The organism is Amycolatopsis sp. lyj-90 (assembly GCF_046549035.1).
Taxonomy (GTDB): Bacteria; Actinomycetota; Actinomycetes; order Mycobacteriales; family Pseudonocardiaceae; genus Amycolatopsis.
Genome location: NZ_JAJPWP010000010.1, coordinates 1 through 14,915, shown reverse-complemented (window position 1 = coordinate 14,915; position 14,915 = coordinate 1). Strand labels below are relative to the sequence as shown.

9 protein-coding genes are annotated in these 14,915 nt (G+C 68.9%); 1 reads left to right on the top strand and 8 read right to left on the bottom strand.

Annotated features, from left to right (window positions below):
* Nucleotide 1 precedes the first annotated feature (1 nt).
* The 8 genes from ACLJPX_RS33055 to ACLJPX_RS33020 all read right to left on the bottom strand — a co-directional run bounded on the left by ACLJPX_RS33055 (nt 2) and on the right by ACLJPX_RS33020 (nt 13,279).
* Nucleotides 2-1,531 (bottom strand): right-handed parallel beta-helix repeat-containing protein, encoded by a 1,530-nt coding sequence (locus ACLJPX_RS33055; RefSeq protein WP_410604364.1) that lies wholly within the window; start codon nt 1,529-1,531, stop codon nt 2-4.
* Nucleotides 1,528-3,474: an alginate lyase family protein gene (locus ACLJPX_RS33050; protein WP_410604363.1), complete on the bottom strand. Its 1,947-nt coding sequence runs from the start codon at nt 3,472-3,474 to the stop codon at nt 1,528-1,530. Before ACLJPX_RS33050 ends, ACLJPX_RS33055 begins: the two co-directional genes overlap by 4 nt.
* Nucleotides 3,474-5,654, bottom strand: coding sequence for a bi-domain-containing oxidoreductase (locus tag ACLJPX_RS33045; protein WP_410604362.1), 2,181 nt, complete (start codon nt 5,652-5,654; stop codon nt 3,474-3,476). Before ACLJPX_RS33045 ends, ACLJPX_RS33050 begins: the two co-directional genes overlap by 1 nt.
* Before the next feature lie 7 nt (nt 5,655-5,661).
* The gene (gene asnB, locus ACLJPX_RS33040; protein ID WP_410604361.1) at nt 5,662-7,578 is read right to left on the bottom strand and encodes an asparagine synthase (glutamine-hydrolyzing); all 1,917 of its coding nucleotides are present in this window, start codon (nt 7,576-7,578) and stop codon (nt 5,662-5,664) included.
* A gap of 12 nt (nt 7,579-7,590) precedes the next feature.
* Complete coding sequence (locus ACLJPX_RS33035; protein WP_410604360.1) at nt 7,591-9,357, bottom strand: Wzz/FepE/Etk N-terminal domain-containing protein; 1,767 nt, start codon at nt 9,355-9,357, stop codon at nt 7,591-7,593.
* Nucleotides 9,354-10,634: an exopolysaccharide biosynthesis protein gene (locus tag ACLJPX_RS33030; RefSeq protein WP_410604359.1), complete on the bottom strand. Its 1,281-nt coding sequence runs from the start codon at nt 10,632-10,634 to the stop codon at nt 9,354-9,356. The genes ACLJPX_RS33035 and ACLJPX_RS33030 overlap by 4 nt, the downstream gene beginning before the upstream one ends.
* Before the next feature lie 151 nt (nt 10,635-10,785).
* A complete protein-coding gene (locus ACLJPX_RS33025; protein ID WP_410604358.1) occupies nt 10,786-11,982 on the bottom strand; it encodes a glycosyltransferase family 4 protein in 1,197 nt (398 codons plus the stop codon).
* A complete protein-coding gene (locus ACLJPX_RS33020; RefSeq protein ID WP_410604357.1) occupies nt 11,963-13,279 on the bottom strand; it encodes a nucleotide sugar dehydrogenase in 1,317 nt (438 codons plus the stop codon). Before ACLJPX_RS33020 ends, ACLJPX_RS33025 begins: the two co-directional genes overlap by 20 nt.
* A gap of 429 nt (nt 13,280-13,708) precedes the next feature.
* On the opposite strand from ACLJPX_RS33020, the gene ACLJPX_RS33015 reads away from it, so the two are divergent.
* A complete protein-coding gene (locus tag ACLJPX_RS33015) occupies nt 13,709-14,728 on the top strand; it encodes a hypothetical protein (RefSeq protein WP_410604356.1) in 1,020 nt (339 codons plus the stop codon).
* Nucleotides 14,729-14,915 lie beyond the last annotated feature (187 nt).

The window sequence follows — 14,915 nt, the reverse complement described above, 5'->3', positions numbered from 1 at the left end:
GTCAGCCACCTCCCGCGCGGGTGAATTTGCTGCCCTGGTCCTGACGGTACGGCGAACCCTGCCATTCGCCGAAGCCCAGCACCCGGCTCGGCTCGAAGGCCACGAAGTTCCACGGCCCGGAGTAGGTGTTGTCGTAGAGCCGGTTGCCCTGGTCGAAGGTGATCGCCCGCTGGACGACCTCGCCCTTGTACGGCGACCACTCCGGGAACGTGCCGAAGTTCGCGAGCATCGCCATCCGCGCGCAGCTCTCTTCGCAGTTGGCGACGGCCGGATCGAGCGCGAACCGGTTGTGGTGGATCTCGACGCGCTGGGTCTTCCACCGGCAGTCGGCGTTCAGCGCGCCGGCCGCGATCGCGGGCTGCGCGCATTTGCCCTGCTCGGGTACCAGTCGCGTGCAGGAGCCGGACGAGGTGTTGGCCGGGCTGTTGCAGAACCGGTCGGAGTTCTCCCACAGGGTGACGCCGTTCCAGTTGTTCTCGAACGAGTTGCCGGAGATCTCCAGTTTGTCCGTGCGTGCCTTCACCCTCGGCTCGCCGCCGGACTCGGAAATGTAGATCGACGCCACCGGGAAGCTGTCGCCGCGGTCGATGTAGCCCTTGCCGTCCACCCAGTTGTTCCGGCGGATGGTGTTGCCGGTGATGACGGCGTTGTAGCTGGTCTCGTACATCAGCGCGGAACCGTCGTTGTTCTCGATGACGTTGCCCGCGATGCGGAAGTCGTTGTTGTTCGTGTCGGCCCACAGCCCGACGCCGCGGTTGTCGTGCACCCAGTTGCCGGTGATGTCCGCGCCGTTGACCGACCAGAACTTGATCCCGCCGGTGCAGCCGCAGCCGTCGATCTTGGCTTCCCAGTCGCCGGTGTTGTTCCCGGAGATCTCGTTGCCCTCGACGACGAGACCGGTGATCCCGTTGCTCTGCGCGTACGCGTTCATCCCGTACTGCCCGTTGCGCCGCAGGCAGTTCCCCCGGACCTGCTGCCGCGCGCCCGCCATCAGCGCCGCGCCGTCGTTGTCCTGGACGGCGCTGTGCTCGATGATCCAGCCGTCGGCCGAATCGTGGTTGACCACGCCCTCGTCGTGCGGCGCGGCGAAGCCCTGGACGGTCAGGTACTGGATCTTGACGTCGGTGGCGTTGCCGGAGAAGGCGTACTGGTTGATCTTCCGGCCGTCGAGGACCGCTTTCGGCCCGCCGAGGTAGACGTTCCCCTGCTTCGGGTTGACCTGGTCGTAGCGGTCGTCGCCGAGTTTGTGCGTCCCCGGTGCCAGCCAGAACGTCGTCCCGGCCGGGTTCGCCCGGGTCTTCGCGGCGAGGTCGCCCGGCACCGCGGGGTCGATCTTCACCGCCCCCGCCGGCGCTTCCGCCGGTCCCGCCGGGAGCTTGTCGCACACCTGCGCGACCGAACCGGACGGCGCCTCGGCCGGATCCGGTCCCGGTCCGGCCTGGTCGGCCGGGGTGGTGCAGGCGGTGAGCGCCAGCGGGCCGAGCAGCACCAGAAGTGCCGCCCGGCGGAGGCGGTGCGGTCGTGCGATCACAATGGGGGATCCTCGTTACCTGAATCGAAGGTGAGCGCCGTGGTGAACGCGGCGCCGTCGGCGGCGAGCCCGCTGCCGAGCAGGGTCCACGAGGGTTCGCGACGGCCGAAGCCCACCGAGTACCAGCCCATCGGCGGAGTGGTTTCGCCGCGGTGCGCCGACCACTGCAGTTCCGGCGGCAGCACGAGCGACGCCTTCCGGCTTCGGCCGTCGACCGTCCACGACAGCTCCGCCGACTCGCCGGAAAGCGTGACCTCGACGGCCGGGCCGAAGTGGAACGCGAGGCGGCAGTGCTGTGCCTCGCCACCGCGGACCTCGTCGAGAACGCGCAGCACCGAGTCCTCCAGTTCCACCGACCGCCGGTGGACCGCCGGGGCGTAGCCGTCGTGTTCGGCGCTCCAGCGCGACGGGGTCCCCGCCGCGATCACGGTGGTGACCGCGTGTTTCGTCCACAGGAAAGGACCGCCGGAGACGGACTGGTCGGCGCGGGAGAGTTCGAGCGTGTTGTGTCCCGCCGTGGACCGGAAGTACGACCGCCACTTCGGTTCGCCGTGGTAGCAGTAGGTCCCCGGGTCGGCGAGGATGTCGACGCCGTCGTGCCGGACCTCCACCGAGAGCGCGTCCGCGTGCGCGTGGGCGGCGATGGACAGGAAGCCGTGCGGGCCCCCGTCGCACCGGGCCCAGATCTCGCCGTCGCGCAGGATGGTCATCCCGGCGTCGGTGAAGTCGTCCCGTCGCCGCGCCGGACGCGGGGCGGCGACCTGGATGTCCATGGCCAGTGCGGCGAAGAGCGGCGTGCGGACATCTCCTCCGCGCACCTCCGGCCACCAGTCCGACCGTCCGAAAAGGACAGCGCCGGTGTTGAGTAGCGAAGCCCAGCGGCTCGTCTCGTCGCCATCGACGATGAGGCCGAAGCCGTCGTCGGCGTCTCCCTGCCGGGGCGGACGCAACCGATTGTCCACAATGGACGCCAGTGCGTCGGTCATCCGGAGCAGCACGAGCCAGGTCGACTCGGGCACCACGACACCGGCGGCCTTCGCCTCCAGCGCCCCGGCGAGCCCCAGTTCCAGCACGAGTCCGTGGTACTCGGTGGCAAGTTCGCGGTTGAGTCCGGAGTCAAAGGTGTTGTGCCGCAGCATCTTGTCCAACGACGCCAGCGCGGCGTCCCGCCACTGACCGGACTCGGGGAACCAGGCGAACGCGCAGGCGGCGGCGAGCTGCCCGGCGTCCTCGGCGATCACGTGGTTGTTCGCCGACGAACCCCGGCTCGGGAACGCGGCCAGCCAGCGCTGGTGGTGCCAGATCTGGTCGAGCGCCACCGGGTTGTCCTCGAACAGCGCCGGGGCGGGCGCCCAGCCGTCGAGCAGCCGCCGGACCCACACCCACGACAGCAGCCGGATGCCGAGCTCGATCCCGCTGAGCCAGTGCACCCCGCGCATCGGCGGGTTGGCCGCCCACCACGACTTCAGGTGCGCGGCGACCCGCTCGGCGTACCGGTCTTCGCCGGTCAGGGCGTACGCGGCGGCCAGCACGGTGAGGTGCTGGTGCCGCGACGGCTCCCAGATCTGCTTGATGTCGCCGACGGCGTCCTCGCTCCGATAAGGGATGTCGAAGGAGTACACATCGGACGGCGCGCGGCGGCCGGTCTTCGGGTCGAACGACCAATCCGGGTCGACGAGGTCTTCCCGTTCGACGCCGAAGTACTCGGCGCGGCCGTCCATCAGGCGGTCGGCGGTGACGAGCAGATCCTTCACCGCTTCACCGGAGACGGCGGCGAGGACCTCGTCACCGGGCACCGGCGCGAACCGGCGGTCCGGCAGCCAGGCCGCCTTGTCCCCGGCGACCCCGCGCCACTGGCGTTTGCGCACGACGTCGGTGACCCGGCCCGCGATCTCGGCGGGCCCCATCCGCGACAGTCTTCGCAGGTACCAGGACGGATCCATCAGCCCAGACCTTCCTTGGCGTTGATCCGCACCGGCGCGCCGGTTTCGAGGCTGCGGTTGACCGCGAGCGTGGCCAGCGTCGTCGAGACGAGGGAGTCGACCGAAACCGGCATCGCGACCCCGGTCTTGAGCGCGTTGACGAACGCTTCGAGCTCGGCGGCCTGCCCCTTGTCGCGCCCCTTGGGGATACGGGAGCTGGCCCACTTCTTGCGGCCGAACACCGACGCGCGCGCGAAGTCGTCGAACTTCAGCACCTTGCCGTCGGCGGTGACGTCGATCGTCTCCTTGGGGAACGCCGACGAACCGCTGGTGGTGTACGCGATCGACGCGGTCGAGCCGTCCGGATAGCGCAGCAGGATCTGCAGGTCCTGGTGGCCGGGCGTCGCGGTGGCGTACACCGAGACCGGGTCGGACCCGAGCAGCCAGCTGACCGTGTCGATGAAGTGACCGCCCTCGCCCGCGAACCGCGAGCCCTCGCTGTCGGCCTGGTTGTACCAGCTGCCGGCGTCGAGCTGACCGGCGTTGACCAGGTACCGCACGGAGGCCGGGCCGATCCGCGGGCCGAAGTGGAGCACCGACTCGTTGAGCAGCGGGGCGAACCGGCGGTTGAAGCCGACCTGCAGCCGGTCGTTGCCGGACTCCTCGATCGCGCCGAGCACGACCTCGAGTTCCTTCTCCGAGAGCGCGAGAGGCTTCTCGACGAAGACGGCCTTGCCCGCGAGCAGCGCCCGCCTGGTCAGCTCGGCGTGCGAGCTGTGCCGGGTCACGATGAACACCGCGTCGATCGCGGAGTCTTCGAGCATCGTGTCGAGGTCGGTGGTGGCGCGGGCGAAACCGAACTTGCGCTTGGCGTTCGCGCCCGAGAGCGCGGAGGTGGTGACGACCTCGGTGAGGTGGACGTGCTCCATCTCCGCCAGATGCGGCAGGAGCATCGAGGACGCGTAGTTGCCCGCGCCGATGAACCCGACCCGCACCCCTCCGGCCTTCGGCGCCGCGCGAACCGTCGACGGCTTCGGGACGGAAACCGAGGTGACGTGCTCCGTGGTGGCGGCCGCGTGCTTCTCGTACTCGAACAGCACCGCGACGGCCTTGAGTTCGCCTTCGTTCAACTTCCGGTACGTCTCGACGGCGTCGGAGAAGTCCGAGGTGTGCGAGATCAGCGGCTCGACGTCGAGACGTCCGCTGCCCATCAGGTCGACGACGCATTCGAGGTTGCGGCGCTCGGTCCAGCGGACCTGGCCGATCGGGTAGTCGCGGCCTTCGAGTTCGTACTCCGGGTCGTAGCGGCCGGGGCCGTACGAACGGGAGAACCGGACGTCGAGTTCCTTTTCGTAGTAGGCGTTCCACGGCAGGTTCAGCGAGCACTTGCCGATGTCGATCACCCGGCCGCGGTCGCGGGCCAGCTTCGCGGCCAGCTCCACCGGCTCGTTGGTGCTGCCACCCGCGGCGAGGTACACCTGGTCGACGCCGTGCCCGGCGCTGATCTCCGCGACCGCCGTGTCGATGACGCCGGAGCCCGGGTCACCGCATTTGAGCGCGCCGAGCTGTTCGGCGAGCGCGCAACGCCCCGGGTCCGGGTCGACGCCGACCACGCGGACACCCGACGCGACCAGCAGCTGCACGACCAGCTGGCCGATCAGGCCGAGCCCGATGACCAGCGCGATGTCGCCGATCTGCGGCTCGCCCTGGCGGACGCCCTGCATCGCGATCGAGCCGACCGTGCCGAACGCGGCGTGCCGCGGGTCGACGCCGTCGGGCACCTTGGAGTACAGGTTCTTGGGCACCCAGTTCAGTTCCGCGTGCAGCGCGTGCTCGTTCCCGGCGCACGCCACGTAGTCCCCGACGGCGACGTCGTGGATGCCCGCGCCGACCTCCTCGACCACACCGCACAGCGAGTAGCCCAGCGGCGTGTACGAGTCGAGTTTGTTCATCGCCTTGCGGTAGGTGGCGCCGAGCCCGTTGGTCGCGACGCTCTGCATCACCTTCGCGACCTGGTCCGGCCGCGCCTTCGCCTTGCCCACCAGGGAAAGGCTCGCCTCGGAGACCTTCATCATCTCGGTGCCGGTGGAGATCAGCGAATAGGCGGTGCGGACCAGCACACCTCCCGGTTTGCACGCGGGTACTTCGACGTCGAGGAGCGCCAGCTCCCCGCTCTTGTAGTTCTGCACTACCTGCTTCACGTCGCTCCTAGGAAGCTGCGTTCGCGCGGGCCTCGACGGCGCCGCGATACCAGTACTCGAGGGTCAAGATGTGCCAGAGATGCTTGGACCGGTCCTGCTGCCCGGACGCGTCTTCGTCGACGAGCCGTTGCAGGGCCTCACGACGGAGGAACCCGGCCTTCACCAATTCACCTTCGTTCGTCACCTCGCGCACCAACGGCGCGAGGTCGCGGCTCATCCAAGCCCGCAGCGGTGCGCTGAACAGGCCCTTCGGCCGGTGCACGATCTCGGCGGGGAGGATCGAGAGCGCCGCTTCCTTGAGCGCCATCTTCCCTTGGCGCTTCACGATCTTCTTGTCGCCGGGGATCCGGAACGCGGCCTTCACGACCTCGATGTCGACGAACGGCGTCCGCACCTCGGTGGAGGCCGCCATGCTCGACCGGTCGGTGTAGGCGAGGTTCAGCCCCGGCAGGAAGAGCCGGGAATCGGCGAGGCACATGCGGTTCACGAAGTCGGTCAACGTGTTGTCGTGATAGGTGTCCGCGTGCTCGGTGATCACGTCGTCGACGGCGCCCGCGAGATCCGGGTTCAGCAGCCCGGCGAGCTCGGCCTGGTCGTACATCGTGTAGCTGCGCCGGAACGCGGTCTCCTCCGGCAGTTCCGCGAACGAGAGGAACCGCTTGGCGAACCGGACCGACCGGAACCCACGCTTCGACGTCGCCACCGGCAGTCTGTCCACAAGGGACTCGACCGGGCGGCGGACGAGGCCGGGCACCCGCTGGTACTGCACGGCGATCTTGTTCGCGAGATGCTTGCGGTACCCGGCGAACAGCTCGTCGGCACCCATCCCCGAAAGCATCACCTTGACGCCTGCCTCACGGGCGGCGGTGCAGATCAGGTAGCTGTTGATCGCCGCCGGATCGCCGATCGGCTCGTCGAGGTGGTAGGTCATCCGCGGCAGCAGGTCGAGGACCTGCGGCGCGATCTCGATCTCGTGCAGGTCGACACCGAACTTCGCGGCGACCTTCTTCGCGTACATGAGGTCGTCCGGCATCGCCTCGAACTTCGCGTCCTCGGCCCGGAAACCGATGGTGTACGCGGAGATCCCCGGCTGTTCGCGCGCGGCGAGCGCGGTCAGGTAGCTGGAGTCGAGGCCGCCGGAGAGGAAGGTCGCGACCGGCACGTCGGCCATCAGGTGCTTGCGCGTGGAGTCCTCGATGACGGCGTTGAGGTCGAATTCGCCCTCGTACGCGGCGCCTTCCTCGGCGACCTGGCGCAGCGACCAGAAGGTGCCGCGTTCGACGTCACCGTTCGGCCGGAACCGCGCCCAGCTGCCCGGGGGCAGCTTCTCGGCCTCGCTGAACGCGCACCGGCCGTCCGGAACCCAGTAGTAGAGCAGGGAAGCGACGAGCGCGGTGTCGTCGACGGTCAGCGAGCCGCCGAGTTCGGTGGCCAGGGCCTTCAGTTCGGAGGCGAACGCGACGCCCTTGCCCCGGCGGACCATGAACAGCGGTTTGATGCCCAGCTGGTCTCGCACCAGCGTCAAGGCGCCGGTGCGCTCGTCGAAGACACCGAACGCGAACATGCCGCGCAGCCGGTGCAGGCCGTCGGTGCCCCACGCGCGCCAGGCTTCCAGCAGGACCTCGGTGTCGGACGTCCCCCGGAACCGCACTCCGGTGGCTTCGAGCTCCTTGCGCAGCTCCGGCGAGTTGTACAGCTCGCCGTTGTAGGTCAGCGCGAGGCCGTCCTTGACCATCGGCTGCGCGCCGGTGTCGGTCAGGTCGACGATCGACAGCCGCCGGTGTCCCAAGTGGACATCTCCTTCGCCGGCACGGTGGTCGTATCGCCCCGAACCGTCCGGTCCGCGATGGGCGATGATCTTGGTGAGCCGATCGGTGAGCGGTCCCCCGTCCGGCCAGAAATAGGCCCCTGCGATGCCGCACATCTGGTTCGCTCCCTAAAGCGCTTCGGCGTTATCCGGTGACACAGGCGAGAATCGTTTGGTCGGCTGATCCGCGTTGTCGTGGTCTTCGGGCCGCTTGTACGGCGTCGGAGGCCTTCGTCGCGCGCTCTTCTTCTCCCGTGGCGGCTCCAGGACCCGCTCGACGGTGCGTTCGGCGTCCGTCTCGACCGGCGCCACCCGCGAGAGCCGCCGCACCGGGGCGTCCTCCTCGGGGAACATCTCGACCGGTTTCGGCGCGGGCCTGGCGACCCGCTCGGGCACGACCTTGCGCTCGGGCATCGGCATGCGTTCCGGCACGACCGGGCGGGCGCGCGCCACCGGCCGCGCGGGCACGGGCAGCGGCTCCGGCAGTGCGCTGCCGCGTCCGCGCAGCGCGGTGTGCAGGCCGTCCCACAGCGTTCCGTCGGTGTGGTCGCGCGGATCGGGATCCACCACCACGACACCGAGGATCGGGATGCGCCGGTCGGCCAGCTGGCGCGCGACGGTGTGCAGCCATTCGGTGTTCGCGTGCCCGGTGCGGACGACGAGGATCGCCTCCTCGCCGAGGAATTCCAGATCGGTCCACGCCGTGCCGGGCTCGATCGAGCCGACGCCGATCCGGCGCTCCTTACCGGACGCGGGCGCGTCGCCGCGGTCGAGCACCTGGATCTGGCCGTCACCCGCCAGCTCGCGCAGGTTCGCCTTCGGCAGGTCGTCGACGATCGAGACCGGCCCCTTCTCCGCCAGTTCGCGTGCCATGTCGACGGCGAGCGCGGCGGTGACCTTGCGGGCGCCGAGGTCGAGCACCGACACCGAACCGCCCTCCTTGCGGACGGCGCGGACCAGCGTCGCCGCGACCCGCTTGCGCCGGGCGGCCGCGCGCGAGGCCCGCAGGAAACGCGGCGGCTTCGGCAGCTGCGCGATGACCGAGGCGCCGAGGTGCCGCGAGATCTCACGGCGCAGGACCGGCCGGTCCTTCACCACGCTCGTGACGGCCGCGAGCGCCAGCCCGGCCAGCAGTCCCAGCGCGAAGCCGATCCCGGCGTCGGTGGCGAGGGTCTTGAGCAGCGAACGCGGCAGGATCCGCGGCGCGTCCACGATCTGCGTCCCGGCGGCGACCTTCGGCGTGCCGATGCCCGCCTCCTGCGCGCGGCCGTCGTAGTCGGAGATCTTCGAGTTCAGCTCGGCCCGGCGCGAGTAGAACCGCTCCAGCTGGGCCGGGTTGGCGTTACGGCCCTTGGCCTCTTCGGTGACGATCCCGCTTTCGATCGTGGTGAGCTCGTTCTGGGCCTGGTTGCGCTGATCCAGCAAGGCTTTCTGAGTCGCCGCCGCGGCCGCCTGGTTGCGGGCGATGTACTCGGTGATGAAGGCGTCGGAGATCGCCTGGGCCTTGGCGAGGGCCTCGTCCTTGCTCTTCCCCTTGACCGTCAGCTGGAGGACGTTGTTCGTCAGCCCCAGCCCTTCGTAGTCCTTGAGGAACTCCTCCGGCGCCTGGGTGCTGTTCAGCTTCTTGAGCGCTTCGTTGGCGATCTTCGTCGTCTGGAGCACGGCGACGTCGGTCCGCATCAGCGTTCCGCTGTCGGTCGGCGAGTCGTCGGGGTGGATCACCAGGATCTGCGCCACCGCAGTGGGCGGCGACGGCAGGAGCATCGCGACCAGCCCGCCGGCGATCAGCCCCAGCAGGGCGGTGGCCAGCCACAGGCGGCGGCGTCTGCGGACCGAGACGACCAGCCGCTGCAGGTCGATGAGCGGCTCGGACTTCGCTTTTTCGGCGCTGGTCACGCTGTACCTGCCAGTGCTTCGTGGTCGGTGGGGGTGGGTGCGCCGGACCGGGTGCGGGTCGGCCGGACCGGGCGGGTCAGCACGGTGCCGACCACGGCGAGGCCGGCGTCGGCGACGGCTTCGGCGATCCCGACCAGCTCCCAGTCGGACCGGGAGCCGAGGCTCGACACGACGAGGACCCCTTCGGCGTCGTTGTCTTCGACGACGGGCCGGTTCGGGGACACCGTCACCACGGTGAACCAGCGGTCGGCGAGACCGGCGATCCGCTCGGCGGCCGCCTGCCCGGCGTGGTCACCGTCGGCGGTCAGCACGAGCAAACGCCGGTGCGGGAGCCGCGAGACCAGGCGGCGGTAGTGGACGTCGTTGTCGACCTCGTCGGCGAAGACGTCGACCCGCGGGGTGTTCCACGGCCGGTCGTCACCCAGCAGCTTGGCCCGCAGGGTGGTCGCGGCGGGCCGCTCGTCCACGACGTCGAAGGTGGCCAGCACCGGGCCGCCGAGCGCCGCGGCGATCTCCTCCTCGTCCCGCAGCCGCCGGTCGGTGCGGGCGGTGAAGAGGTGCCCGAACAGGCCGATCAGGAAGAACAGCGCCGCGCCGCCGAGGGCGAGCTGAGGCAAGGTGGGCGCGGCGGCCGCGGACGGCAGCTCGGCCGAACCCAGGACGACCATGTTGCCGAGGCCGCTCGCGGTGTCGGCCGCGTTCAGGCTGGACATCGCCGACTCGATCGACGAGCGCAGGCCTTGCAGTTCGGTGCGGAGCTGGACGCTCTCCACCGTCGTCTTGCCTTCGTTGACCTTCGCCGAGAGCTCGCTGATCCGCTGGTTCGTCTGCGCGACCTGCTGCCGCAGCGTCTCGCGGCGTTCCTGCGCCAGCTGGACCGCGGCGTCGCCCGAACCGGCGATGATCTGGGTGGAGTACTTCACGAACTCCTGGGCGAGCTGATCGGCCATCCGCTGCGTCTGTTCGGCGGTGTCACCGGTGGCCTCGATGGTGATGACATTGCCCTGTGCGACCGAAGTGGCCACCTTGTCCCGCAGTTCGGCGCCGGTCTCACCGTCGCCGAGGACGGCGGCGGCCCGGTCGAGCACGACCGAACTGGTCGCCACCTCGGCCTGGGTGAGCAGTTCGTCCGCCTCGCGCGGCCCCTGGAGCAGCACGCTGGACGTGGTGCGGTAGCCGGGGGAAAGGATCACCGACGATCCCGCCCCGACCAGGGCACCGAGGACGGCGAGGACCACCAAGGTCCGCCATCGCCCGCGCAGAACCTGTCCGATCATGGACAGGCGCACCGTGTCGTCAGTCAAAGCCGGGATCTCCCATCGGTGCCTGGCACCGCCGCAGATGGCGTATCACCAACCCCGTCGGACCGACCACGACGTTGGTTACAGGATTGCCCGAGTCTTGTTCAAAACGCGACCGGGAAGTCGATCAACGGACCGCGGCCGCATAGGCCGCGAGCAGGGCTTTCTGGGAGTTCTCCCAAGAGAGCGGACCGGCGACGCGCGCCCGCCCCAGCTCGCCCATCTCGGCCCGCTGTTCCGGCGAGTCGAGCAGATGCGCGATCAGCTTCGCGAACTCCGGCTCGTCGTTCGCCGGTGCGTACAGCGCGGCCTCTCCGGCCGAGACCCGGGCCTCCCGCAGTTCGAAGGAGACGATCGGGCGGCTCATCGCCATGTACTCCATGATCTTGTTCATGGTCGACACGTCGTTGAGCGGGTTCAGGGGGTCCGGCGACAGGCACACGTCGGCCGAGGACAGGTAGCGCAGCAGGTCCTCGTCGGAGATCCGGCCGGTGAACTCGACCTGGTCGTCGAGCTTCAGTTCCTTGGACAGCGCGACCATGGCGTCGAAGGCGTCACCGGAACCGATGAACACGGCGTGCCAGTCGGTGCGGCCGACCTCGTCACGCAGGGACGCGAGTGCGCGCAGTGCGTAGTCGACGCCGTCCTGCGGGCCCATCACGCCGAGGTACGCCAGCAGGTGCGGCTTGCCCTTCTTCAGCTCGGGCTCGGCCGGGACCATGTGGAACCGCTCGACCACGGGCGCGCTGCGCACGACGAAGACGTCGTCCGGCGACTTGCCGCCGCGCTTCACGGCGACGTCCTTGTAGCTCTCGTTGGTCGCGATGACGACGTTCGCCGTCTTGTAGGTGCGGCGCTCCAGCGCGCAGACCGCGCGGTACAGGAAGTCCTCGCCGCGGTTGAACCGCGAGAGGTACAGCTCGGGGCAGAGGTCGTGCTGGTCGAAGATGAACTTCGCGCCCTGGCGCTTGAGGTAGAGCGCGACCAGGAACAGCATGTCCGGCGGGTTGCACGCGTGCACGACGTCGATCTTGCCGCCCCGGCCGACCTTGCGGGCGAGGCGGAGCGTGTGCCACAGCGCGGAGCCGTACTCCTGGACGTACCCGGCCGGACCGCCGGTGGCGGCCTTCAGCGGGTACCGCAGGATGTGGACGCCGTCGATGGTGACTTCGGCCTCGGTGTCCCGCTTCGTCCCTTGTGGACAGATGACGTGGACTTCCCAGCCGGCGTCACGGAGCGTTTGGCACTCCTGCCAGACACGGCGATCGAAGGGGACGGAAAGGTTCTCGACGAGGATGAGAGCTTTACCAGGCAAGACCGACATATCCCTCTTCAGCCCGGCGCTTGTCAGCATCGGGTACGCGGACGAGATCGATGATGGTGTGGCCGCCGCCGACCGGATGCGCCGCGAGGACGTCCGGGTCGTTGCAGCCGATGAGGGAGACCTCGGCGTGGTCGAGGACCTCGTCGATGGAGCCGGCCAGCAGCTGGCCGAGATGCGGCAGCCTGCCCTCGATGTACTCGCGGTTCGCGCCCATCAGCCGCGAAAGGCTGACGTTGGCGTCGTAGATGCGGAGGTCGTAGCCCTTGCCGAGCAGCCGCTCCGCGAGCTCGACGAGCGGGCTCTCACGGAGGTCGTCGGTGCCGGGTTTGAAGGACAGGCCGAACAGCCCGACCTTGCGTTTCCCGGTGCGCGCGACCAGGTCGAAGGCACGCTGGAGGTGTTCGTCGTTGGAGGGCAGCACGTGCGACAGGATCGGGACGGCGACGTCCGCGCGGTGCGCGGCGTAGACCAGGCCGCGCAGATCCTTGGGGAGGCACGAGCCGCCGAAGGCGAACCCGGGGCGGAGGTAGGCGGGGCTGATGTTGAGCTTGCGATCGGCCAGGAAGACGTCGATCACCTGGTGCGAGTCGAGCCCCAAGGCGCGGCAGATGGCGCCGAGCTCGTTCGCGAAGCCGATCTTGAGCCCGTGGAAGGAGTTGTCGGCGTACTTCGTCATCTCGGCGACCGGGATCGCGACGCGGAAGACCTCGCCGGGAAGCCCCTCGTAGAGCGCCGCGACGACGTCGCCGCTGGCCGCGTCGAGCTGGCCGATGACGGTCTTGGGCGGGTCGTAGAAGTCCTTGACGCTGCTGCCCTCGCGCAGGAACTCGGGGTTCACCGCGACCCCGAAGTCGACGCCGGCGGTGAGGCCGGACGACTTCTCGAGGATGGGGACCAGCAGGTCGAGGCAGGTGCCCGGCAGCATGGTGCTGCGGAAGACCACGGTGTGCCGCTCGGTCTTGGCCTTGAGCGCCTCGCCGATCTCCTCGGCCACGCGCTCCAGGAACGCCGTCGACAGGCTGCCGTTCGGCGCCGACGGGGTACCGACGCAGATCAGGGAGACTTCGCTGTCCGCGATCGCCTGTCTGACGTCGGTGGTCGCTCTCAGCGCGCCGCTGGCGACGACCTCCGCGGTCAGCTCGCCGATGCGCTCCTCGACCACCGGCGCCTTGCCGCTGGAAATGAGGTCGATCTTCACCGGGTTCACGTCGACCCCGACGACCTCGTGCCCACGCCCCGCCAGGCACGCCGCCGACACACAACCGACGTAACCGAGCCCGAAGACACTGATCTTCATGACGAATTCCTCCAGCCGCATTCCGCTGCCCGTTGGTCGGCTGGAGGACCGGGTTCGTTACCGCCGTCCGCAAGTCGCCTGCTTTTGGCGGAATGCCTGTGCGGCAAGGGAATTACTCATCGTTCGAAGGGCAGGAAACGCTACAGGACGGGCGTAAGGGTTTCGTACCGATTGAGGCGGGCCGGAGGGCGGAGGGGCGGAGGGGCCCCGGGGGGGGGAGGGAGAAGGGCGGGGAGGGAGAGGGGAGTGATAGGGGTGGCGGTACCGAGTGGGTCGGGGTGGTCGTGAGTGGTAAGTGACGTTCTAACGTCACTTACCACTCACGACCACCCCGACCCAGTTATCCACAGCCACCCCTCCGCTCACCCGGTTGTCCACAGATCCGCTCCACGCACTCCACGACCGTGCCCCAGGAGCGATCGTCGAAGGGTGCCCACTCACAAACGCTGGTCGCGAGACTCGATCCCAGTTGAACAACGCCCGAGCTGGCCGGTCCTGCTGGGCGAGCAGCATGGAATCGTCTCGAGGCGGCAATTACGCGCCTACGGCCACACCATGTCGGATATCAGGGCGAATCTCGCGGCCGGTCGCTGGCAGCGGGTTCTCCCGCGCGTTTACTCGACGTTCACCGGCGGGTTGTCCCGTTCGGCGAAGATCCACGCCGCGTTGCTCTATGGAAGTGGTTACGCGATCTTGAGCCATCGCACCGCCGCGGAAGAATGGAAAATTCTTCCGATCGTCGAAGGACCTGTCGAAATCACAGTTCCGTACGCCTTCTCGGCGATCTCGCAGGAACCCTTGGTCATAGTGCACAGATCCCGTGCATTGCCCCACATCGCCGCCGGGACGAATCCCCCACGGACCAGGGTCACGGACACGATCCTCGATCTGGCCACCGCTCAGCGGACACCGCAGCAGGCGACGAACGTCATCGTCGATCTCCTCGGCCGGACAAGGGTCTCTGTGGCCACCATGCGGGCGTGTGTACTCGCGCGGCCACCGTTCCGCTATCGGCCCGCCATCCGATACGGCCTCGCACTCGTCGGCGGCGGACTGATGTCGGCACTCGAAGTGGCCTACAAGGAGAAGGTCGAAGACGAGCACGGACTACCCCGCGGAAATCGGCAAACCCCCATCGAAGTGGACGGCAAAACGCTTTGGGAGGACGTCACCTACGACCCGCACGGGGCAGCGGTGACGATCCGGCTCGACGGCCGCGCGACCCACGCCATGGCCGGCATCGCCTTCCGGGACCGTCGCCGCGACAACGCGGCCGAGCTGGCAGGACGGGCACGACTCGTCTACGGCTGGCAGGACGTCCGCAACTCACCGTGCGAAGTGGCAGCCGAGGTCCGGGCCATCCTGATCCGCGAAGGCTGGGACCCGGAAGGCGCGAGAGAAGCGACTTGCTGGAAATGCGGAGGTGGCGAAGGTGTGGGAGGTGAGTGATAGGGGTGGCGGTACCGAGTGGGTCGGGGTGGTCGTGAGTGGTAAGTGACGTTAGAACGTCTTGGGTTCTAGCGGTCGTCGCAACATCTGGTGTGGAGGTGTTGTGATGGCTGGGAAACGTCGTCGTTGGTTGCCGCGGGATGTTCGGGTGGCGTTCTGGGGCCGGGTTCGGGCGGGGTTGCCGGTG